Origin of the sequence: Streptomyces sp. NBC_00354 (genome assembly GCF_036106915.1) — a bacterium.
Lineage (GTDB): Bacteria > Actinomycetota > Actinomycetes > Streptomycetales > Streptomycetaceae > Streptomyces.
The window spans coordinates 6,163,566-6,185,997 of record NZ_CP107983.1; the positions used below are offsets into that span (position 1 = coordinate 6,163,566).

A 22,432-nucleotide genomic window follows, 5' to 3' on the forward strand; every position below is an offset into this window, starting at 1 on the left:
TACTTCAGCATGCCGGGGTCCGCACCGCGAGGTGCGGGCCCCGGCTTGTCTGCTGTCTCGCACCTTTGTTTTACCTGCCGGTTTCAGGAGGGCTTTCTCGCATGACCAGCTCCAGCTCCGCACGACCCAGCCGCCGCCCCACCCGGGGTCGAGGTGCGGCTCAGGGACGTCCGAAGGCTGGCGCGGGACGGCAGAAGTCCGCCCCCGTCGCCCGGCCCCAGGAATTCACCATGCCCGAACCGCTGACCCCGGCGCTGCCGCCGGTGGCCGCGTTCGAGGACATGGGCATGCCCGAGGCGCTGCTGAAGACCCTCGCCGCCCAGGGCGTCACCGAGCCGTTCCCGATCCAGGCCGCGACGCTGCCGAACTCGCTCGCCGGCCGTGACCTGCTCGGCCGCGGCCGTACCGGCTCCGGCAAGACGCTGGCCTTCGGCCTGGCGCTGCTGGCCCGCACCGCCGGCCGCCGCGCCCAGCCGAAGCAGCCGCTCGCGCTGGTCCTCGTACCGACCCGTGAGCTCGCGCAGCAGGTGACCGACGCGATGGCCCCGTACGCCACGGCCGTCAACCTGCGGATCACGACCGTCGTCGGCGGCATGTCGATCAACCGGCAGTCCGGGGCCCTGCGCCGCGGCGCCGAGGTGCTCGTCGCCACCCCCGGCCGCCTGAAGGACCTCATCGACCGCGGTGACGCCGACCTTTCGCAGGTCGCGATCACCGTCCTCGACGAGGCCGACCAGATGACCGACATGGGCTTCATGCCGCAGGTCACCGCGCTGCTCAAGCAGGTCCAGCCCGAGGGCCAGACCATGCTGTTCTCGGCGACCCTCGACAAGAACATCGACAAACTCGTCAAGATGTTCCTGCACGACCCGGTCGCCTTCTCCGTCGACCCGTCGGCCGGTGCGGTCAGCACGATGGAGCACCACGTCCTGTACGTCATGGACGAGACCGACAAGAAGGCCGTGGCGACGCGCATAGCTGCACGCGACGGCCGGGTGATCATGTTCGTGGACACCAAGCGCGGTGTCGACCGCATGGTCAAGAAGCTCCTGGCGGACGGCGTCCGCGCCTCCGGCCTGCACGGCGGCCGCTCGCAGCCGCAGCGCAACCGGACCCTGGACTGGTTCAAGACGGGCGAGGTCACCGCGCTGATCGCCACCAACGTGGCCGCGCGCGGCATCCACATCGACGACCTCGACCTGGTCGTCAACATCGACCCGCCGACCGACCACAAGGACTACCTGCACCGCGGCGGCCGTACCGCCCGCGCCGGCGAGTCCGGCAGCGTGGTCACCCTGGTGCTGCCCGACCAGAAGCGGGACATGACCCGCCTGATGTCGGACGCCGGGATCTCCCCGCGCACCGCGCAGATCAAGTCCTCCGACGAGGAGCTCTCCCGGCTCACCGGCGCCAAGGAGCCCTCGGGCGTCCCCGTGGTGCTCGAGGTGCCGCAGCAGCAGGCCCCGGCGGGCCGGCGCTCCGGCGGCCAGGGCGGCGGCAGCGGCCGTTCCGCGGGCCCGCGCCGTCGCTCCGGCGGCTCCTCCGCCGCACAGGGCGGCGCTGCGCCGGCCGGCGGCGGCGAGGGCCGTCCGCGCCGGGCTCGCTCCGGCGCAGGCCAGGTCGGCGGCCAGACCGGCGCCCGCGGCCAGGGTGGCGGCCAGGGCGGCACCCGCGGTCAGGGTGGCGGCGGCCAGGGCGGTTCCCGCTCCGGCGGTGCTCCGGCCGGTGCGCGTCGCCGCTCGGGCGGCGGGCGTCCCGCGGCGGGGCGTACGAGCTGACGCCCTGGGGTTGCGACACCCTGAGGTTCTGACAGGCATTCCGGTACGCCGGGCAGCGCGAGGTGCGCTGCCCGGCGTTCCGCTGTCCGGGCTGCCGTACTACCGCACCAGCCTGGTCCGGAGCTTCGAGAGCGTCCGCAGGTCCAGGCCGAGGCCGTCCGTGAGGTAGCCGTAGAAACCGCCGTAGTCCGCGGCCAGTTGTGCGGTCGCCGCGTCCAGATAGTCCTGGCGGACCTCCTGGAGCGGGATCAGCAGGTCCGGGTTCTGCATCCGCCCGGACTGCTTCAGGCCCGCCCGCACCTGCGCGTCGTACGCGGCGCGGAACGTGTTCGACGCGAGGTAGTCGCGCTCGGCCGTCTCCTCGGGGACGGCCAGGGCGCGCAGCAGCACGTAACTCATCCAGCCCGTCCGGTCCTTGCCCGAGGTGCAGTGGTACAGGAGCGGGCCCTGGCTGCCGTCCGCGATCTCCCGCAGCGTCGCCGCGAACTGCGCCCGGTTCTCGGGGCTGGTCACGAAGGTGCGGTAGATGTCGCGCATGTAGGCCTCGGCGCGGCCGCCTCCGAGCATCTGCTCCTGCGTGGCGGGATCGCCGCTGGAGATCGCGCCGACGAGCGTCCCGTACAGGCCGAGGTCGCTGACGGGGCGGGAGGTGGCGGTGAGCCCCGCGGGCAGCCGGTCGGCGCCGTCGTACTGGAGCTCCATGGGGATGCGGAAATCGACGACCTTCCCCAGGCCGAGACCGGAGACGGTGGTGATGTCTCCTTGCGTCAGCTTGCTGAGCGCGTCGGAGCGGTAGACCAGACCCTGGCGGACCCGGCCGCCGGTCCAGGTGCGGTAGCCGCCGAGGTCGCGGACGTTGACCGCGCCCTGGAGGGGGATCTGGCGAATCGTTTCCGCCTGCTGGTGGTACCGGCCGGCGGTGGTGGCGCCCGCCGCCGGCGCGGCGTACGCGGCGGAGGCGGCGGGCAGGGTGCCGATGGCGAGAGCGGAAGTGAGCACCGCGGTCACCAGGCGGATTCGGGCACGGCTCATCGGTGGCGACTCCTGAGGAGGAGAAGGGGGATCACCCTGGTGGTGGCAGGGCGTCGAGCGGGTGCGGGTGTTCCGGGTGCGGATGTTCCCCGTGCAGGCGTTCCAGCCGTGCCAGCACGGTGTGTGCCTCGGCCATGACGCGGGCGACGAGCTCCGCACAGGACGGCAGATCCTCGATCACCCCCGCGACCTGGCCTGATGCCATGACGCCGAGGTCCGTACGGCCCTCGACCATGGACGCCCTGAGGAGCATGGGGGTGTTCGCGGCGAGCAGGACCTGGCTCCAGGACAGGTCCTTGCCGTGCTTCATCGCGAGGCCGTCGCGCACCATCTGCGGCCAGGACAGCCCGGAGAGCTTGCGGAAGGCGGCCGCGTGCCGGACCGCCCGGGCCAGGGCGCGGGTACGGCCCGCCCGCTCGAGGGACGCGACCAGCTCGGTGCGCAGCATCCGGTGCGGCAGCCCGTCCACGGCGGTCGTCACGGTGACGTCCTTGACGCCGGCCGCCAGGTACCGCGCCTTGACCGCGTCCGGGACGGTGGAGTCCGAGGTCAGCAGGAAGCGCGTGCCCATGGCGATGCCCGCAGCCCCGTACGACAGCGCGGCGACCAGCCCGCGGCCGTCGTGGAAGCCGCCCGCCGCGACCACCGGGATGTCCACCGCGTCGACCACCTGGGGCAGCAGCACCGTCGTCGCCACGTCCCCGGTGTGCCCGCCGCCCTCGCCGCCCTGCACGATCACCGCGTCGGCCCCCCACGCCGCGACCTTCTCGGCGTGCCGCCGGGCCCCGATCGACGGGATCACCACCACACCCGCGTCTTTGAGCCGGCCGATCAGCTCCTTCGACGGGGCGAGCGCGAACGAGGCGACCCGTACACCCTCGTCGATGATCAGCCGGACGCGTTCGGCGGCGTCCCCCGCGTCCGCGCGGAGATTGACCCCGAACGGGGCGTCCGTACGGGACCTGACCTCGCGGACCGCCGCACGGAGCTCGTCCACGGTCATCGTCGCCGAGGCCAGGATGCCCAGGGCGCCCGCGTTGGCGGCGCCGGAGACCAGCCGCGGCCCGGCCACCCAGCCCATGCCGGTCTGCACGATCGGGTGCTCGACACCGACCAGTTTTGTGAACGGCGTCTGTATCGACATCGACATCGCCTCAGACCCGCACTTCCCGGTCGCGCAGCCCCTTCGGGTCGATCACCTCGCGGATCAGCCGCAGTTCCCCGGCTGTCGGCTCCCGCGTGTACGGGACCTCGTCGCCGGCGACCCCGAGGTCGAACCCGGTGGCCGCCCGGACCTGTTCGACGGTGACGCCCGGATGGAGGGAGGCCAGACGCATCGAGTGGTCCGGGCCGGTGAAGTCGAAGACGCCGAGATCGCTGACCACCCGCGGGAGCCGGTGGAAGCGGGTCACCCCGGCCGCCTCCGCCCGGTCGTAGCCCACCCCGCTCACCATGTCGACGCGCTCGACGAACACCCGCCGGGAATGCTTCGGCACCCAGTAACTCACCGGATTGTTCAGGGTGTTGACAGGCGCACCACGCACCCCGAGAAGCTGGCGGGCCGGCCGGGCCCAGTCGCCGATGCAGGAGATGTTCTGGTTGCCGAACCGGTCGATCTGACTGGCGCCCATCATCACGTGCCGCCGCCCGCCGGTGACCATCGTGAGGTGGCGGCGGTACGGGAGCCAGCCCTCGGCCTCGCCCCCGAGGCCGACCAGCAGGGCCTCACCGTCGGTCAGGAGGAGGTCGGGCGAGAAGGTCCGCTTCGCCAGCCGGGCTCCGAACGACGGGATCAGGCCCATCGGGCTGGCGAGCACCTCGCCGTTGCCGCGCCAGGCCTCGGCGCAGGCGATCACGCAGTACTCCGCACGGGAGGCGGCCGTCGCTGTGCTCAATTCTGCTCCTCGTGCCAGGCCTGGACGGCCGACTGGTAGGCGTGCTCGCTGCCGCCGGAGAGGAACCGCGCGCAGAACTCCGGCCAGGGGGTGGTCGCGTACAGCTTCTGGAAGGCCTCGTCGCGCCCGTGGTCGGGGACGCAGGAGGTGAAGTGCGCCCCGTTCGGGGTCTCGACGACACCGGTCACGGAATGCCGGCTGACCAGCAGGGACTGCGGGGGGCCGGCCTTGGAGAGCTCGGCGGTCTCCACGAGCTGCTCGCAGGAGAGGTACGCGGCGTCGGCGGCCTCGCAGAACAGGTCGTCGAAGTACGGGTCCGGGCCCAGGTACTGGCCGTTGCCGAGGCGGTCGGCACGGTTGAGGTGGACCAGCGCGGCGTCCATGCGCAGGGCGGGGACGGCGACGAGCTCCTCGCCGTCGGCGTAGGGGGAGGTGACGGTCCGCAGCTCCGGGTTGACCCGCATGACGTCGGAGCCGAGGCCGGCGCGGACGGGAAGGAAGGGGAGCCGGTTCGCGGCGGCGTGCAGGCCCCACATGAACATGGCCTCGTCCAGCTCGGTGAGGGTGAAGGCGCCGCTCTCGCGGGCCGCCCGGAAATGCGGCTCCAGCGGGATGGAGTCGAGCGTGGCGAAGGGTGCGACGAGCTTGCGGATCCGGCCGGCGGCCGCGAGCAGGCCGACGTCGGGGCCGCCGTACGAGATCACGGTGAGATCGGTGATCTCGGAACGGAGCAGTGCCCGCACCAGGGCCATGGGCTTGCGCCGCGACCCCCAGCCGCCGATGCCCAGGGTCATCCCGCTGCGCAGCTGCCCGACCACCTCTTCGGGGGTCATCGTCTTGTCGGTCATGAGCGCTCCTTCCCTGCAAGCTCTCCCTCTGCGGGCTCTGCGAAGGTGTCGCGGACCCGGTCGGCCACCCCGCTGAGGTTGGCCTCGAAGGTGAACCCCTGCTCGAAGCGGTAGCTGCGCCGCACGTCGACGGGGTCGATGCCGTTGATGGCCGCCTTGGCCAGCCGGATCAGGTAGCCGTCCTTCTGCGCGATCTCGGCGGCCAGTTCGAGGGCCGCCGCGCGCAGCTCCGTACGCGGGACCACCCGCCACACCGAGCCGTGCGCGTGCAGTTCGGCGGCGGTGGCGGTGCGCGAGGTGTAGTAGAGGGCGCGCATCAGGTGCTGCGGGACCAGGCGGGCCAGGTGGGTGGCGGCGCCGAGCGCGCCCCGGTCGAGCTCCGGCAGCCCGAAGGTCGCGTCCTCGCTCGCCACGATCGCGTCGGCATTGCCGACGAGGCCGATGCCGCCGCCCAGGCAGAACCCGTGCACGGCCGCGACGACGGGCACCTCGCACTCGTACACGGCGGCGAAGGCCTCGTAGCAGCCGCGGTTGGCGCCGATGAGGGCGGCGTGGCCGGTGTCGCGCTGCATCTCCTTGATGTCGACGCCGGCGTTGAAGCCGCGCCCCTCGGCGGCCAGCACGACACACCGGGTCCCGGGATCGCGGCCGGCTGCGCGCAGGGCGTCGGCGAGGTCGTACCAGCCCTGCACGGGAAGTGCGTTGACGGGCGGGAAGTCGACCGTGACAAGTGCGATGCCCTTGCCGGGGCTTGAGGTGGAGACACCCATGACAGGATCAGCTACCTTTCCACCAAACATTTGTTAGGTGAGGAAGGTAGCAGCCTATGGAGCTCGACGGGAGGGTTGTCGTCGTCACCGGCGGAACCCGCGGCGTCGGCGCCGGAATCGCCCGGTCGTTCCTCGAGGCGGGCGCCGAAGTCGTCGTCTGCGCCCGCCGCCCACCGCGCGAACCGGTGTGCGCGGACGGGCGCACGGCCGCGTTCGCCGCGCTGGACCTGCGCGATCCGGCCGCCGTGCAGGAGTTCTTCGACGCGGCCGGGCGCCGGTACGGGCGGCTCGACTGCCTGGTGAACAACGCGGGCGGGACTCCGTACCGGCTGCTGGGGGAGGGCGAGGCGCAGCGGCACGCGCGGGTCGTCGAGCTGAACCTGGTGGCGCCGATGACGGCTTCGCTGGCCGCGTACCCGCTGCTGCGCGAGGCGCACGGCTCGGTGGTGATGATCGGCAGCGTCAGCGGGACCCGGCCCTCGCCCGGGACGGCCGCGTACGGGGCGGCGAAGGCGGGGCTGGAGAACCTGGCCCGGTCCATGGCCGTGGAATGGGCGCCCGAGATACGGGTGAACTCGCTCGTGCTGGGCATGGTGCGGACCGAGCTCGCGCACCTGCACTACGGGGACGAGGCGGGGATCGCGGCCGTGGGCGCGACGGTTCCGCTGGGGAGGCTGGCGGAGCCCGGGGACGTCGGGGCGGCGGCGGTGTTTCTGGCCTCCGGCCGGGCGGGGTATGTCAGCGGGGCGAGCCTGCTCGTGCACGGGGGCGGGGAGCGCCCGGCATTTCTGGATGCGGCAACGGTCAACAAGGAGAACTGAGATGGGACTTGCCGAGGGTCGTGTGGTCATCGTGACGGGCGCGGGGCGGGGGCTGGGCCGGGCCCATGCGCTGGCCTTCGCGGCGGAGGGGGCCAAGGTCGTCGTCAACGACCTGGGCGTGGGCCTGGACGGGCAGCCGGGGGAGGACAGTCCGGCCGGGCAGGTGGTCGCGGAGATCCGGGCGCTGGGCGGCGAGGCGGTGGCGCACGGCAAGGACATCGCATCGCCCGAGGGCGCGTCCTCGCTGGTCGGGGCGGCCCTGTCGGCGTTCGGCCGGCTGGACACGCTGGTCAACAACGCCGGGTTCCTGCGGGACCGGATGCTGGTCAACCTGGAGGAGGCGGACTGGGACGCTGTGATGCGGGTGCACCTGAAGGGGCACTTCCTGCCCCTGAAGTACGCGGCGGCGCACTGGCGGGCCGAGGCGAAGGCGGGCCGGGCGGTGGCGGCGCGGGTGGTCAACACCTCCTCGGGGGCGGGCCTGCTGGGCTCGGTCGGGCAGGGCAACTACAGCGCGGCCAAGGCCGGCATCCTCGGCATGACGCTGGTCGCGGCGGCGGAGATGGGCCGGTACGGGGTCCAGGTCAACGCGATCGCCCCGGCGGCGCGGACGCGGATGACGGAGCAGACGTTCGCCGGGACCATGGCGGACCCGGGGGAGGGCGCCTTCGACGCGATGGCCCCGGAGAACGTGTCGCCGCTGGTGGTGTGGCTGGGCTCGGACGCCTCGGCGGGGGTCACGGGCCGGGTCTTCGAGGCGGAGGGCGGCCGGATCACGGTCATGGAGGGCTGGCGCCCCGGCCCGACGGCGGACCGCGGAGCCCGCTGGACCCCGGCCGAGGCGGGCGAGACGGCGACGAAACTCCTCGCGGAATCCGAACCCCCGCACCCGGTCTACGGAGCCGAGTAGTCCGGGGCGCAGTGGTCCCGGCGCTGGGTCAGGACTCCGACAGGCGGGCCGCCGCACGCAGTTGGCGGGCGTTGGAGCCCTGGAGGAAACGGATCACGGTTTCCAGTTCCGCCGTCGTGAACTCGTCGCACAGCTCCGCGACCTCACGGGCCCAGTCGTCGAACACCGGCCGGATCTCCGACAGCCGCTCCGGCAGTGCCTCCACCAGGACCCGCCGCTTGTCCGTCGGGTGCTTGACCCGGCGGACACAGCCCTTGCGCTCCAGCCGGTCGACCAGGCCCGTCACCGAGGCCGGGGCCAGCCCCGAGTGCTGGGAGACCTCCTTCGCCGTCAGCGGGCCGCGCCGCATGAGCAGGTCCAGGGTCTTCGTCTCGGTGGCGCTGAGCCCCTGCTTGGCGGCGGCCGCCTCGTGGAACATCACGGTCGCCGCGCTCGTCTCGCGGCCCGTGCGGTTCAGCTCGGCCAGTACCGCTTCCCGGCGGGGGTCCGTCTCGTCGCTCATGGCATCCACCGTACCAAGTATTTAGTTCGGACGAACGAAAGAGTTGCGATCACGCGCGCCTTCGTGCCAGTCTTTCGTTCGTCCGAACGAAAAACTTTGGAGCCCGCCATGCCCACGCCCGCGCCCACGCCCGCGCCCGCACTTGTGCCCGTCTCCGTGCCCCCGGCCCCCCACCCACGCCGCTGGGCCGCCGCCGTCGTCATGATGGTCGCCGCGCTCATGGACCTGCTCGACGTGACCATCGTCAACGTCGCCATCCCCTCCATCGGCCGCGACCTGCACGCATCCCAGAGCGCCCTGCAGTGGCTCGTCTCCGCCTACCTCCTCGGCTTCGCCGCCACCCTGATCGTCTCCGGGCACCTCGGCGACCGGTACGGGCGCAAGGCCCTCTTCCTCGCCGGGACCGCCGGCTTCGGCCTCGCCAGCCTCGGCTGCGGCCTCGCCCAGAGCCCCGGCCAGCTGATCGCCGCCCGCGCCGTGCAGGGCGTCATGGCCGCGCTGTTGATGCCCCAGGTGCTCGGCTCGTTCCGCACCCTGTTCCAGGGCAAGGAGCGCGGCGCCGTCTTCGGGATGTACGGGGCCGTCGCCGGCTTCGCCTCCGCCGTCGGACTGCTGCTCGGCGGCCTGCTCACCGGCGCCGACCTGTTCGGCTGGGGCTGGCGTTCCATCTTCCTCGTCAACGTGCCGGTCGCCCTGGCCGCCTGCGTGGCCGGAGCCGTCCTGGTCCCCGCCACCCGCGAGCGCGGCGCCGGCCGCCCCGACCTGGCCGGCAGCCTCGTCCTCGCCGGCGCCCTGATCGCCGTCGTGCTGCCGCTGGTCCAGGGCGAGGCGGGGGGCTGGCCGCTGTGGGGCTGGCTGTGCCTGGCCACCGGGGTCCTCGCCGTCATCGGCCTCGGCGTCCTCGAAGCCCGCAGGCACGGGGCGACCGTACCGCTGCTGCCCGCCCGCGCCTTCCGGCTCCCCGCCTTCTCCGTCGGCCTCGCCGTCCAACTGCTCTTCGCCGTCGGCATGCAGGGCTTCTTCCTGGTCTTCGCGATCTGGCTGCAGGGCGGCGAGGGCTACACCCCGATGCAGGCCGGCGTGGTCACCGTCGCCTTCTCCGTCGGCGGCTTCCTGACCGCCCCCGTCGCCGACACCCTCGCCGTCCGCTTCGGCCGCCTCGTGCTCGCCGCCGGCGCGCTGCTGATGGCGGGCGGCTTCGCCGGGGTCTGGTACGCCGTCTCCGCCTCCACCGCCGCGCACACCGGCGCCTGGCCGCTCGTCCCCGGCCTGCTCGTCGCGGGCGCCGGACTCGGCTTCCTGGTCGTGCCGCTGGTCAACGTCGTCCTGTCCGCCGTCCCCGCCGACATCGCGGGCGGGGCCTCCGGAATCTTCTCCACCGCCCAGCAGTTCGGCGGCGCCCTGGGCGCGGCCGTCATCGGCAGCGTCTTCTTCGGCGCCCTCGCCGACGGCGGCCCCACGCACGCACTGACCGCCGCCATGCCCTGGGTGACCGCCGGATTCCTGCTCTGCGCAGTGCTCTGCCTGGCCCTGCCGCGCACGGCGGTGTCCCCCGAACCGGCACCCTCGGACGCCGAGCCGCTGCCGGCGTAACCCCTGCCGGGGGAGCGGCGGCCCGACGCCCCGACGGGCCCGGCACAGGAAACGGCCCCGGCCCCCTGGCGGGGGGGTCGGGGCCGGATCCTTCACTCGTGCGATGGGATATCACTACCCACGCAGGCCACGCCTTGAACCGCTCTCAGCCGACATCTTGTCCCTCGTCCGCACCGCGTTCGCCGGGCCCCGGCTCCGGTCAGGTGTCGCAGTCCAGCACCGTGCGGCACAGCCCGCAGCGGGCGCGCACCGGCCCGCGGACCGGCAGCCGCAGCCGCTGCCCGCACACCGGGCACGGGAAGCTCACCCGGGTCCCCGCCGGGTGCTCCTCGAAGCCGTACGAGGCCCCCGGCGCGGCGGCGCCGGCCCGCCGGTCCCGGGCGTAGCGGCGCCGCTGCGCCCGGTCCGCCGCGGCCAGGGGGGCCCGGCGCAGCTCCCGCCCGGCGAGCGCACGGCCGCGCACGTACGCCTCGTACGCCTGGGGGCTGGTGAACCAGGTGGAGAGGTCCTCGCCCCCGCCGGGCAGGAGGGCGCGCCGGGCGAGGACGTAGCCGAACTCCTCGGGGGTGAGGTAGCCGAGCTTCTGGTGGGTGAGCTCGTCCTCGCGGTAGGCGTCGAGGAGCAGCCAGCCGGCCCCGAGGTAGGCGGCGGCGGTGTCGGTGAGGATCTCGTTGTCGGCGGTGGCGGGGAAGCGCAGGTCCAGCCGGTGCAGCAGGACGTGCGTGACCTCGTGGGCCAGGGCGGCGGCCAGATCGCGGCGGTGGGTGCGGAAGCGGTCGTTGACCTCGATGAAGTACTCGGGCCCCGCGGCCAGTTCCACGGTGGCCGCCTGCTCCATCGCCCGGAAGCAGACCACCATCCGGGCATCGGGCAGCCGCAGCGCGCGCACGATCGCGGAGGCCACGCGGTGCGCGCCGAGGTGGAGGTCGTCGTCGGCGGCGAAGGCGGCGTCGGCGGGCGCGAAGCTCGTGTCGTACGCCCGGATCCCCTCGTACGAGAGCCGCCGGAACAGCGCGGTGATCGCGGCGCGGACGGTGTCGAGATGGGGAAATCCGTGCTCGATCGGGCTGCCGCGCCTGCCGTTCTGCGTCATGCCGCCCCCCGCGCCGCGCATCGTCCCGCACATTGTCCGAAAACGCGTTCTTGTTGTCCGGTGAGAGGTGGGTGTGACATGTACGTGTCATTCACCCGATGACGCGCACGGCCCAACCCCCCACGAAAGGCAGTGTGTTGACCGTGTCCACCCTTGCCGCACTCATCAAGCGCACCCTCGCCGTCGGCGCAGTGGCCCTCGCCGCCGTCAGCCTCCAGCCCGGCGCCGCCAGCGCCTCCCAGGCCCCCGTGGTCGGCGGCACCCGCGCCGCCCAGGGCGAGTTCCCCTTCATGGTCCGCCTCTCCATGGGCTGCGGCGGCGCCCTCTACACCCAGCAGATCGTCCTCACCGCAGCCCACTGCGTCAGCGGCTCCGGCAACAACACCTCCATCACCGCCACCGCCGGAGTCGTCGACCTCAACAGCTCCGGCGCCATCAAGGTCAAATCCACCAAGGTCCTCCAGGCCCCCGGCTACAACGGCAAGGGCAAGGACTGGGCCCTCATCAAACTCGCCAAGCCCATCAACCTGCCCACCCTCAAGATCGCCGACACCAAGGCCTTCGACAACGGCACCTTCACCGTCGCCGGATGGGGCGCCACCCGCGAGGGCGGCGGCCAGCAGCGGTACCTGATGAAGGCCACCGTGCCGTTCGTCTCCGACGCCAGCTGCCAGAGCTCGTACGGCAGCGACCTCGTCCCCGGCGAGGAGATCTGCGCCGGGCTGCCCCAGGGCGGCGTCGACACCTGCCAGGGCGACTCCGGCGGCCCGATGTTCCGCCGCGACAGCAACAACGCCTGGATCCAGGTCGGCATAGTCAGCTGGGGCGAGGGCTGCGCCCGGCCCAACTTCCCCGGCGTCTACACCGAGGTCTCCACCTTCGCCACGGCCATCAAGAACGCGGCCGCGACCCTCTGAGCCCCATGCCTCGTCCTTCCGGCCGGGCACACCCGGGCCGGAAGGACGAGGCGCGCCCGGTTGCAGGCCCGCGCACCCGCCGCTCCCATGGGAAAGCACAGGCAGCGGGCGACGGCGGGGCACGCAGCGCATGGCGATCAGGGTGGTCATCGCCGACGGCCAGGAGACGGTGAGGACCGGATTCCGGATGATCCCCGAAAGCCGGCCGGACATCGAGGTCGTCGCCCACGTCGTCGACGGCGAAGCCGCGCTCGCGGCCGTCGCCGCACACCGGCCGCACGCCCTCCTCCCCGACATCCGCATGCCGAAGCCCGACGGCCTCGAGGTCACCCGGCGACCCGCCGTCCGGGACGGTCCGCGCATCGTGATCGTCACCACCTTCGACCTCGACGAGTACGTCCACGCCGCGCTCCACGCAGGAGCATCCGGCTTCCTCCTGAAAGACGCCAGCCCCGCGATGCTGGTTGAGGCGGTCCGCGCGGCGGCCGTCGCAGACTCCCTCGTGCGCACCGTCCCCGCAGGACCGGAGATCCGTATCGCCGACGACGGAGGCCGCCCCGCCCGCGCCTCCCCGGCAACGCCCGCGGTGGCGGCTACGGCCTCGCCGGCATGGCCGAACGCGCCGAAACCCTGGGCGGCTCCCCCACCGCCGGCCCCGCCCCCCAAGGAGGCCGGCCGGTCACAGCCGTCCTCCCGCTCTGAACGGCCAACTCCGGACACCCATCCGTCTCACGGACCGGCTCGCCCGCGAACCACACACGAACGCCACGTATTCTCGGGAACCATGAACAACAGCGCCCCCGACGAAGCCGCCGCGACCGGCGCCATCGACGAGAACGTCACCGCCGAGCTGGCCCGCCTGCGCGACAGCATCGACAACATCGACGCGGCCGTCGTCCACATGCTTGCCGAGCGTTTCAAGTGCACCCAGCAGGTCGGCCACCTCAAGGCCAAGCACCAGCTGCCCCCGGCCGACCCGACCCGCGAAGCCAGCCAGATCGCCCGGCTCCGCGAGCTCGCCGAGAACGCCAAACTCGACCCGGCATTCGCCGAGAAGCTCCTCAACTTCATCATCGCCGAGGTCATCCGCCACCACGAGACGATCGCTGCGGGCGAAGAGTAGGCGAGGGCAGACGACCGGGGCCCACCCTTCGGGCAGCATGGGCCCATGTCCGCACTGACGCGCAACGAAGCGCAGCTCCGAGCACAGCACCTCGACGTCCACCACTACGCCGTCACCCTCGACCTCACCGGCGGCGAAGACACCTTCGAATCCACGACCGTCATCCGGTTCACCGCCCGCACCGCCGCGGACACCTTCGTGGAGCTGAAACCGGACGAACTGCACTCCGCCGAACTCGACGGCAGCCCCCTCGACCCGGACGCCCTCGCCGACAACCGCCTCCCCCTCACCGGCCTCGGCGAAGGCCCCCACGAGCTGCGCATCGCCACCCGCATGCGCTACTCCCGCACCGGCGAAGGCCTCCACCGCTTCACCGACCCCGCGGACGGCGAGGCGTACGTCTACACCCAGATGTTCATGGACGACATCCAGCGCGTCTTCCCGGCCTTCGACCAGCCCGACCTCAAGGCCGTCTTCGAGTTCACCGTCACCGCCCCCGCCCACTGGACCGTCCTCGCCAACGGCATCACCGAGCGCGTCGGCAACCGCGACACTGACGGCGCCGGCATCTGGAAGTCCGCCCCCACCCCCGTCATCTCCACCTACCTCGCCGCCGTCGCCGCCGGCCCCTGGCACAGCATCCGCACCGAACACGCCGGACTCCCCTTCGGCATCCACTGCCGCCAGTCCCTCGCCCCCCACCTCGACGCCGACGCCGAGGAAATCCTCTCCGTCACCACCGACTGCTACGACCGCTACCACGAGAAGTTCTCCGAGCCCTACCCCTTCGACTCCTACGACCAGGCCTTCGTCCCCGAGTTCAACGCAGGCGCCATGGAGAACCCGGGCCTCGTCACCTTCCGCGACGAATTCGTCTTCCGCTCCGCCGTCACCGACACCGAACGCCAGACCCGCGCCATGGTCATCGCCCACGAGATGGCCCACATGTGGTTCGGCGACCTCGTCACCCTGCGCTGGTGGGACGACATCTGGCTGAACGAGTCCTTCGCCGAGTACATGGGCTACCAGACCCTCACCGAAGCCACCCGCTTCACCGGCACCTGGACCGAATTCGGCGTCAACCGCAAGTCCTGGGGCTACGACGCCGACCAGCGGCCCACCACCCACCCCGTCGCCCCCGACCCCGACGCCGTACCCGACACCGCCAGCGCCCTCCTCAACTTCGACGGCATCTCCTACGCCAAGGGCGCCTCCGCCCTGCGCCAACTCGTCGCCTGGCTCGGCGAGAAGGACTTCCTCGCCGGCATCAACACCCACTTCACCCGCCACAAGTTCGCCAACGCCTCACTCGCCGACTTCGTCGAATCCCTCGCCGCCCACACCGACCGCGACGTCCACGCCTGGGCCGACATCTGGCTGCGCACCACCGGCATCGACACCCTCAGCCCCCGCATCGAGGAGAACCACGGCGGCTGGACCCTCACCGTCGACCACCGCGGCACCCGCCCCCACCACATCGCCGTCGGCCTCTACGACCGCGACCCCGACAACACCCTCGAGCCGCGCGAACTCCTCACCGTCGACGTCCCCTCCGACGAGATCGTCTCCGTCAGCGGCCCCCGCCCCGCCCTCCTCCTCCTCAACGACGGCGACCTCGGCTACGCCAAGGTCCGCCTCGACGACACCTCCCTCGAGACCGCCCTGCGCAAGCTGTCCGCCATCCCCGGCCCCCTCACCCGGGCCGTCGTCTGGAACGCCCTGCGCGACATGGTCCGCGACGGCGAACTCGAACCCGCCGCCTACCTCGCCACCGCCGGCGCACACCTGCCCGAGGAAGCCGACCTGGCCATCGTCCAGGGCGTCCTCGCCTTCGCCCGCCACCACATCGCCGACCGCTACCTCGCCCCCGAAGACCGCACCGAGGCCCTCGCCACCCTCACCCTCATCGCCCGCGGCCTGCTGCGGCGCACCGAGGACGGCTCCGACCCCGGGCTGCGGCTCGCCGCCGTACGCGCCCACATCGACGCCGCCACCCAGCCCGACACCCTCGCCGCCTGGCTCGAGGACGACACCGTGCCCGGCGGCCCCGAACTCGACCCCGAACTGCGCTGGCGCATCCTCGCCCGGCTGTCCGTCCTCGGCGCGGTGGGGGAGCGCCAGATCGATGCCGCCCTCACCGCCGACCCCAGCGCCACCGGCGAGGAAGGCGCCGCCCGCTGCCGCGCCGCACTCCCGACCGCCGAGGCCAAGGCCGCCGCCTGGGAGCGCCTCTTCCACGACGACTCCCTCTCCAACTACCTCTTCAGCGCCACCGCCCAAGGCTTCTGGCAGCCCGAACAGGCCGACCTCGTACGGGACTACGTACCGCGCTTCTACACCGACGCCATCTCCCTCGGCGCCCGCCGCGGCCCCGCCATCGCCGAAGCCGCGGGCCGCCACGCCTTCCCCGGCCACGCCGTGGACGAGGACAACCTCGAGGCCGGCCACACCGCCCTCGCCGACCCGTCCATCGTCCCCGCCCTGCGCCGCAAGCTCGTCGACCAGCTCGACGACCTGGCCCGAGCCCTCCGCGTCCGCGCCTCCTGACACCACGCCCGAGCCGCCACCCCGGCCGCCGCCCCCGCCGAAACCGGCCGGGGGCGGCGGCCGGTCCCGTTCCCGGTCCGGGTCCCCACCACCGAGCGGAAAACAACATCCGGAAAACCCCGGCGGTTACCCCATTCGGGTCCGGTCGTTGTACACGTCGGGCCACCGGGCTGTCACCGCAGCAGCGCCCGCCGCCAAGCGGCCTCGGCACCCCACGACAGGGCCGGCCCCCTGCCGCAGACCCGTTCCCGTGAGGACACCGCATGACCGCGCCGCCCGGCACCCCGCCTCCGCAGCCCGCATCCGCCTCGCACCCGCTCGCCGGCGGCCGCCTCGGCGCCGAAGCCCTGCGGCCCCTCCTCGACACCGTCCTCGAAGCCCTCCACACCGGAGCCCAGGAGCGCGGCGGGCCGATTCCGGCAGGCGGCCCCGACGCCCTCGCGGCCCGCGTCCAAGCCGCGCTGGGCGACGTACTGCCCGAAACGGGCCACGGCGATCACGAGGCGCTCCGGACCCTCGTCCACACCCTCGCCGCCGGCGCCGCCGACCCCGCCGACCCGCTCTGCGCGGCCCACCTCCACGGCCCGCCCCTCGCCGTCGCAGCCGCCGCCGACCTCGCCGCCTCCGCCCTCAACCCCTCCCTCGACTCCTGGGACCAGGCCCCCGCCGCCTCCGCGATCGAAGCCCTCCTCACCCGCACCCTCGCCGCCGAGTTCTACGACACCCCGGCCCCCGACGCCCTCGTCACCACCGGCGGCACCGAAGCCAACCAACTCGCCCTGCTCCTCGCCCGCGAACGCCACGGACCCGCCCTGACCGTCCTCCACGGAGCCAACGCCCACCACTCGATCCCCCGCGCCGCCTGGCTCCTCGGCCTGCCCCCCGCCACCACCCTCCCCACCCCCGCCGGCACCCTCGACCCCGCCCGCCTCGCCGAAGCCCTCGCCGCCACCCCCGGGCCCGTCCTCGTCACCGCCACCGCCGGCACCACCGACGCCGGCCTCATCGACCCGCTCCGACCCATCGCCGACCTGTGCCAGCAGTACGGCGCCGACCTCCACATCGACGCCGCGTACGGGGGCCTCCTCGCCCTCAGTCCCCGCCACCGCACCCGCGTCGCAGGCCTCGGCCGCGCCCACTCCCTCACCATCGACCTGCACAAACTCGGCTGGCAACCCGTCGCCGCAGGCCTCCTCGCCGTCCCCGACACCACCCTGCTGGCCCCCCTCGCCCACCAGGCCGACTACCTCAACGCCACCGACGACACCGAAGCCGGCCTCCCCGACCTGCTCGGCCGGTCCCTGCGCACCACCCGCCGCCCCGACGCCCTCAAGATCGCCGCCACCCTGCGCTCACTCGGCCGCGACGGCCTCGCCCACCTCATCGACCGCACCTGCGAACTCGCCCACCACCTCGCCCGCCTCCTCGACGCACACCCCCGCTTCGAACTCCACGCACCCCCCACCATCAGCACCGTCCTCTTCCGCCCCACCGACACCGACGACACCCACCTCGCCGCCCTGCGCCGCACCCTCCTCCTCGGCGGTCACGCCGTACTCGGCCGCGCCACCGCCGACGACCGCCTCTGGCTCAAAGCCACCCTGCTCAACCCCCACACCACCGCGCGGGACCTGGACACCCTCGTCACCCTCCTGGAAGGCAGCACCCACCGATGACCGCCCAGCTCGATGCACCCCACGACCTCGTCGGAATCGGCATCGGCCCCTTCAACCTGTCCCTCGCCGCCCTCGCCCACGGCCTCCCCCACCAAGGCGCAGGCGAACTCGCCACCGCCTTCTACGACCAGTGCCACGACTTCCGCTGGCACCCGGGACTCCTCATCGACGGCACGACCCTCCAGGTCCCCTTCCTCGCCGACCTCGTCACCCTCGCCGACCCCACCAGCCCCTGGACGTTCCTCAACTACCTCAAGCACAGGGAACGGCTCTTCCCCTTCTACTTCGCCGAGCAGTTCCACATCCAGCGCGCCGAATACGACGCCTACTGCCGCTGGGTCGCCGGCCGCCTCCCCGGACTCCACTTCGGCCACCAGGTCGACGCCGTCCGCTGGAACCCCGAACGCGACCTCTTCGAAGTCGACTACACCCAACTCGACACCGACGGCGAAGCCGAAGCCCTCGGCCGCACCTACACCCGCAACCTCGCCCTCGGCATCGGCACCGCCCCCTACATCCCCGAACCCCTGCGCCCCCTCGCCGCAGCCCCCACCGTCCCCGTCATCCACTCCGCCGACTACCTCGACAACCGCCTGCGCATCCTCGGCGCCGACCACGTCACCGTCATCGGATCAGGCCAGTCCGGAGCCGAGGTCTTCCTCGACCTGCTCCGCTCCCGCCCCGCCGGCCGCGAACGCCTCACCTGGCTCGCCCGTACGCCGTCCTTCGCCCCCATGGAGTACTCGAAGCTCGGCCTCGAACACTTCACGCCCGACTACACCCGCTACTTCCACGCCCTGCCCGAGCCCGTACGCGACCAGCTCGTCCCCGCCCAATGGCAACTCCACAAAGGCATCGACGCCACCACCATCACCGCCATCCACGACGAGCTCTACCGCCGCACCCTCCACGGCGGCTGGCCCGACGCCGTCCTCACCCCCGGAGTCAGCGTCCGCACCGCCGGCCGCGTCGCCAACACCAAGGTCGAACTCCACCTCGAACACGCCCAGCAAGGCACCCGCTCCCGCCTCACCACGGACGCCGTCGTCCTCGCCACCGGCTACAAGGAGCGCCCCCTCACCGGCCTCCTCGCAGGCCTCGACCCCTACCTGCGCAAGGACTCCTCCGGCCGCCCCCGCATCGACGAACGCCACCGCATGACCCTCGACCCCTCCGTCACCGGCAGCATCTTCGTCCAGAACGGCGAACGCCACACCCACGGCGTCGGAACCCCCGACCTCGGCCTCGCCGCCTGGCGCAGCGCCGCCATCCTGAACACCCTCACGGGCAAGGAGCCCTACCCCCAGCCCACCCGCACCGCCTTCACCACCTTCGGCCTCGAACAGCGGGAGCACACCCGACCCGCCCCGACGGTCGAGCTGCTCCCGCTGGTCGAACACCCCTAGGCACGGGCGTAGGCGCAGGTGCAGACGCCTGCGCAGGCGCAGGCGCAGGCGTACCGAGACCCGGCTAGAACACCGGAACCCCGGCCCGGGTCAGCCGCCAGTCCACCGACGCGAACTGCGCCGGGTCGATCGTCCCCTTCGCCTTCACCCACTGGATGATCGTGTTACGGATCTCCTCCGAGTTCGCCCACAGCTGCTTGGCCTGCGGCACGTGCGGGAAGTTCCCGCCACCCGACGCCCGGTAGTTGTTCACCGCCAGCACGAACTCCGCAGCCGGATCCACCGCCTTCCCCTGGAACGACAGCCCCGAGATCCGCGAACCCACCGGCTGCGCGACGTCGATGTCGTACGCCAGCCCGTACACCGCGTCGTAGTTGTAGTCCGGGATGCTCTCGGAGTTCGTCAGCTTCGCCGGGTCCACCGGAGCACCCGGCGCCGTCTGCACGTAGTACCGCGCCGAGTACTCCAGATAGTCCTTCAGCTGCGCGCCCGTCAGCAGCCGCGCCTCCATCGTGTTCTCGAACGGGTACAGACCCGCCGCATCCTTGATCGTCACCTGCCCGGCCGGAATCGACGCCGTACGCGAGAAGCACGACGCCTGCGACAGCACCGGCAGCGCCGCCCACTGCGTACCCGCCAGCGCCCCCTTCACCGTGTCCGCCTGCACATGGTTGATCAGGTCGATGATCGCGACGTCCTTGACGGGCCCCTCCGCCGAAGACATCGCCTGCGTGGACGTACCGATCACCTGGTTCACGTACGCCACGACCTTGCGGTGCTCGTCCGACAGCAGCCCCACGATCTTCGGGTCCTCGACCGCCGTGTTCGAGTTCAGCACCTTCGCCGACACCTTCGCCACCGACCAGCAGCCCTTCGACCACGTCAGCTCGAAGTCGAACAGCGTCAGGCGCTGCCCCCACTTCAGCGGCTCCGACAGCACCACGTCCTTGCCGGTCGCCTTGTTCTTCACCCGGTACTCCGGGATCTCCGTGTGCGCGTGCCCCACCAGGATCGCGTCGATCCCCGGCACCTGCTCCGCCACCAGGCCCGCCGCGTTCTCGATGTACGGCAGCTGGTCACCGTACGAGGACGTACCGCTCGAACCGGAGTGCGCGGACACGATCACCACGTCCGCGCCCATCGAGCGGAGCTTCGGCACGTACTTCGCCGCCTGCTCCTCCAGACCCGGGAACGTCATCTTCCCCTGCACGTTCGCCTTGTCCCAGATCGCGATCCCCGGGTTCGTCAGCCCCAGCACCGCCACCTTCACATCCCGCCCGTACGGAGTCCGCAGGCAGTGCATGCTGTACGGCGCGAACGCCGGCCGCAGCGTCTTCGCATCCAGCGCGTTCGCCCCCAGCAGCGGGAAATCGCACTGCTCCTCGAACTTGCGCAGCACCGGTATGCCGTAGTTGAACTCGTGGTTCCCCAGTGCCGCCGCGTCGTAGCCGATCGCATTCATCGCCTGCGCCATCGGGTGCACCGGACCACGCCGCGCGGTGATCGGATCCACCTTCGCGTAGTAGTACGACAGCTGCGTGCCCTGGATCGTGTCACCCGCATCGATCAGCAGCGTGTTGCGGCGCCCCTTCTCCGCCCGCACCTGGTTCACGAGCGTCGAGATCTTCGCCAGGCCGACGTCGTTGTGCGCCTTGTCGTCGAACTCCTTGTCGGTGAAGTAGTCCCAGTTGAAAACGTTTCCGTGCAGGTCGGTCGTACCCATCACCGTGAACGAGTACGTCCGCTGCCGCGCGGTCGCTTCGGCTGCGGCGGCCGGAGAGCCCGCCGCTGCGGCGGCCGGAGAGCCCGCGGCCCCCGTCAGCGCGACGGCCGCACCCGTGGCGGCCGAAGTACCCAGAAACGTCCTGCGGTCGAACGCCATGCCATCTCCCTAGTAGGCGTGAACAACGCGCGTAGATTCTGACCGATGGGTAACAGGAGCAACACCCCTGCCGGGTGTGACGTCTTGACGTGGCACGGTCATGAGCCTTCAATCAAGTCTTGAACTAAGGCAGTTGAGGTGAGTCCCCCCACCTGAAGTGATGTGATGTCATGACCATCCGCACCACCTGGCGCCGCCGCACCGCACTCGGCGCCCTCGCCCTGCTCTGCTGGAGCGGCCTCGCCGCCCCGCCCACCGGCGCCACGGAAACCCCCACAGCCACAGCCGCCGCAGCCACCACAGCCACGTTCTCCGATGAATTCGACGGGCCGGCCGGAGCCGCCGCCGACCCCGGAAAATGGCAGACCGAGACCGGCGACAACGTCAACAACCACGAACGGCAGTACTACACGGCGGCCCATCAGAACGCCGCCCTCGACGGCCAGGGCCACCTCGTGATCACCGCCCGCCGCGAGAACCCCGGCAACTACAACTGCTGGTACGGACGCTGCGAATACACCTCCGCACGGCTCAACACCGCCGGCCGCTTCACCCAGGCCTACGGACACGTCGAAGCCAGACTCAAAGTCCCGCGCGGCCAGGGGATGTGGCCCGCGTTCTGGATGCTCGGCAACGACATCGGCCAGGTCGGCTGGCCGAACTCCGGCGAGATCGACGTCATGGAGAACGTCGGATTCGAACCCTCCACCATCCACGGAACGATCCACGGACCCGGATACTCCGGCTCCGGCGGCATCGGCGCCGCCCACACCCTCCCCGGCGGCCAGGCCTTCGCCGACGCATTCCACACCTTCGCCGTCGACTGGGCCCCCGACTCCATCAGCTGGTCCGTCGACGGCACCCTCTACCAGCACCGCACCCCCGCCGACCTCGGCGGCCGCACCTGGGCCTTCAACAAGCCGTTCTTCCTGATCCTCAACCTCGCCGTCGGCGGCTACTGGCCCGGCGACCCCGACGCCGGCACCGCCTTCCCCCAGCAACTCGTCGTCGACCACGTACGGGTCACCACCTCCGACACCGGCACCGCCCGCACCGGCCCGATCACCGGCCTCGCGGGCAAATGCGTCGACGTCGCCGGCGCCAACCCCGCCAACGGCACCCCCGTCCAGCTCTACGACTGCAACAACACCCCCGCCCAGCAGTGGACCATCGCCGCCGACGGCACCCTGCGCGCCCTCGGCAAATGCCTCGACGTGACCGGCGGCGCCACCACCGACGGCACCCCCGTCCAGCTCTACGACTGCAACGGCACCCCCGCACAACGCTGGGCCCTGCCCGCGGCCCGCGACATCGTCAACCCACAAGCCGACAAATGCCTCGACGTCACCGGCAACAACACCGCCAACGCAACCCGCCTCCAGATCTGGACCTGCGGCGGCGCCCCCCACCAGAAATGGAACCTCCCCAACTAGCGGGCACCGCCCGAGCCCCTGTTGCCGGACCCACGCAGATCAGCGTGGGCCTGGCAGCGGAGGCACGGAGAACACCTCCGCCGCGCACGAGCCGCCACCGAAGCCCGCACCCACCTCACCGACACACCCGACACCCCCCAACGCCCCGGCGCCCGCCCCCGGGCCGCCCTCCACGACGCGCTGCCAGAACCCACACGCCACACGCC

General features: G+C 72.2%; 18 protein-coding genes and 1 pseudogene. 11 read left to right on the plus strand and 8 right to left on the minus strand.

Features of this window, described 5'->3' with window-relative positions; genetic code table 11:
* Positions 1-101: 101 nt before the first annotated feature.
* Positions 102-1,778 carry a DEAD/DEAH box helicase gene (locus tag OHT74_RS28275; protein ID WP_266668030.1) on the plus strand — a complete coding sequence of 559 codons (1,677 nt, stop codon included), beginning with the start codon at positions 102-104 and terminating at the stop codon, positions 1,776-1,778.
* Positions 1,779-1,877: 99 nt separating this feature from the next.
* Here OHT74_RS28275 and OHT74_RS28280 read toward each other — a convergent pair whose 3' ends face one another.
* From OHT74_RS28280 to OHT74_RS28300, 5 genes are read right to left on the minus strand one after another with little or no spacing between them, the layout of a single operon-like run.
* The gene (locus OHT74_RS28280) at positions 1,878-2,810 is read right to left on the minus strand and encodes a tyrosine-protein phosphatase (RefSeq protein WP_328621755.1); all 933 of its coding nucleotides are present in this window, start codon (positions 2,808-2,810) and stop codon (positions 1,878-1,880) included.
* Between the two features lie 31 nt (positions 2,811-2,841).
* Positions 2,842-3,954: an NAD(P)H-dependent flavin oxidoreductase gene (locus OHT74_RS28285; protein ID WP_328621756.1), complete on the minus strand. Its 1,113-nt coding sequence runs from the start codon at positions 3,952-3,954 to the stop codon at positions 2,842-2,844.
* A gap of 10 nt (positions 3,955-3,964) precedes the next feature.
* The gene (locus tag OHT74_RS28290; protein ID WP_266668034.1) at positions 3,965-4,705 is read right to left on the minus strand and encodes a CoA-transferase subunit beta; all 741 of its coding nucleotides are present in this window, start codon (positions 4,703-4,705) and stop codon (positions 3,965-3,967) included.
* The gene (locus tag OHT74_RS28295; RefSeq protein WP_266668036.1) at positions 4,702-5,553 is read right to left on the minus strand and encodes a CoA transferase subunit A; all 852 of its coding nucleotides are present in this window, start codon (positions 5,551-5,553) and stop codon (positions 4,702-4,704) included. The genes OHT74_RS28290 and OHT74_RS28295 overlap by 4 nt, the downstream gene beginning before the upstream one ends.
* Entirely contained in the window at positions 5,550-6,323 is a 774-nt protein-coding gene (locus OHT74_RS28300; RefSeq protein ID WP_328621757.1) for an enoyl-CoA hydratase family protein, read from the minus strand. Before OHT74_RS28300 ends, OHT74_RS28295 begins: the two co-directional genes overlap by 4 nt.
* A 56-nt stretch (positions 6,324-6,379) precedes the next feature.
* Between OHT74_RS28300 and OHT74_RS28305 the strand changes: the two genes are divergently transcribed.
* Both OHT74_RS28305 and OHT74_RS28310 read left to right on the plus strand, forming a co-directional pair.
* Entirely contained in the window at positions 6,380-7,144 is a 765-nt protein-coding gene (locus OHT74_RS28305; RefSeq protein WP_328621758.1) for an SDR family oxidoreductase, read from the plus strand.
* Between the two features lies 1 nt (position 7,145).
* Positions 7,146-8,054 (plus strand): SDR family oxidoreductase, encoded by a 909-nt coding sequence (locus OHT74_RS28310; protein WP_266668042.1) that lies wholly within the window; start codon positions 7,146-7,148, stop codon positions 8,052-8,054.
* Between the two features lie 28 nt (positions 8,055-8,082).
* Here OHT74_RS28310 and OHT74_RS28315 read toward each other — a convergent pair whose 3' ends face one another.
* The gene (locus tag OHT74_RS28315; RefSeq protein ID WP_266668044.1) at positions 8,083-8,556 is read right to left on the minus strand and encodes a MarR family winged helix-turn-helix transcriptional regulator; all 474 of its coding nucleotides are present in this window, start codon (positions 8,554-8,556) and stop codon (positions 8,083-8,085) included.
* A 108-nt stretch (positions 8,557-8,664) separates the two neighbouring features.
* Here OHT74_RS28315 and OHT74_RS28320 point away from each other — a divergent pair, with 108 nt between their 5' ends.
* Positions 8,665-10,149 (plus strand): MFS transporter, encoded by a 1,485-nt coding sequence (locus tag OHT74_RS28320; RefSeq protein WP_328621759.1) that lies wholly within the window; start codon positions 8,665-8,667, stop codon positions 10,147-10,149.
* A 199-nt stretch (positions 10,150-10,348) separates the two neighbouring features.
* On the opposite strand, the gene OHT74_RS28325 is transcribed toward OHT74_RS28320, so the two are convergent.
* Positions 10,349-11,242, minus strand: coding sequence for a hypothetical protein (locus tag OHT74_RS28325; protein WP_328621760.1), 894 nt, complete (start codon positions 11,240-11,242; stop codon positions 10,349-10,351).
* Between the two features lie 134 nt (positions 11,243-11,376).
* Here OHT74_RS28325 and OHT74_RS28330 point away from each other — a divergent pair, with 134 nt between their 5' ends.
* The 6 genes and pseudogenes from OHT74_RS28330 to OHT74_RS28360 all read left to right on the plus strand — a co-directional run bounded on the left by OHT74_RS28330 (position 11,377) and on the right by OHT74_RS28360 (position 18,911).
* Entirely contained in the window at positions 11,377-12,159 is a 783-nt protein-coding gene (locus OHT74_RS28330) for a serine protease (protein WP_266668050.1), read from the plus strand.
* A gap of 187 nt (positions 12,160-12,346) precedes the next feature.
* A pseudogene (locus tag OHT74_RS28335) lies at positions 12,347-12,577 on the plus strand (response regulator); the annotation flags it as partial.
* A gap of 366 nt (positions 12,578-12,943) precedes the next feature.
* Positions 12,944-13,282, plus strand: coding sequence for a chorismate mutase (locus OHT74_RS28345; protein ID WP_030292092.1), 339 nt, complete (start codon positions 12,944-12,946; stop codon positions 13,280-13,282).
* 45 nt (positions 13,283-13,327) lie between these two features.
* Positions 13,328-15,829, plus strand: coding sequence for an aminopeptidase N (pepN, locus tag OHT74_RS28350; RefSeq protein ID WP_328621761.1), 2,502 nt, complete (start codon positions 13,328-13,330; stop codon positions 15,827-15,829).
* Between the two features lie 263 nt (positions 15,830-16,092).
* Entirely contained in the window at positions 16,093-17,505 is a 1,413-nt protein-coding gene (locus tag OHT74_RS28355) for a pyridoxal phosphate-dependent decarboxylase family protein (RefSeq protein WP_328621762.1), read from the plus strand.
* Positions 17,502-18,911, plus strand: coding sequence for a lysine N(6)-hydroxylase/L-ornithine N(5)-oxygenase family protein (locus OHT74_RS28360; protein WP_328621763.1), 1,410 nt, complete (start codon positions 17,502-17,504; stop codon positions 18,909-18,911). Before OHT74_RS28355 ends, OHT74_RS28360 begins: the two co-directional genes overlap by 4 nt.
* A gap of 64 nt (positions 18,912-18,975) precedes the next feature.
* On the opposite strand, the gene OHT74_RS28365 is transcribed toward OHT74_RS28360, so the two are convergent.
* Entirely contained in the window at positions 18,976-20,793 is a 1,818-nt protein-coding gene (locus tag OHT74_RS28365; RefSeq protein ID WP_266668058.1) for a bifunctional metallophosphatase/5'-nucleotidase, read from the minus strand.
* Positions 20,794-20,963: 170 nt separating this feature from the next.
* Here OHT74_RS28365 and OHT74_RS28370 point away from each other — a divergent pair, with 170 nt between their 5' ends.
* On the plus strand, positions 20,964-22,226 hold the full coding sequence (locus tag OHT74_RS28370) for a ricin-type beta-trefoil lectin domain protein (protein WP_328621764.1): 1,263 nt from the start codon (positions 20,964-20,966) through the stop codon (positions 22,224-22,226).
* Positions 22,227-22,432: the final 206 nt, after the last annotated feature.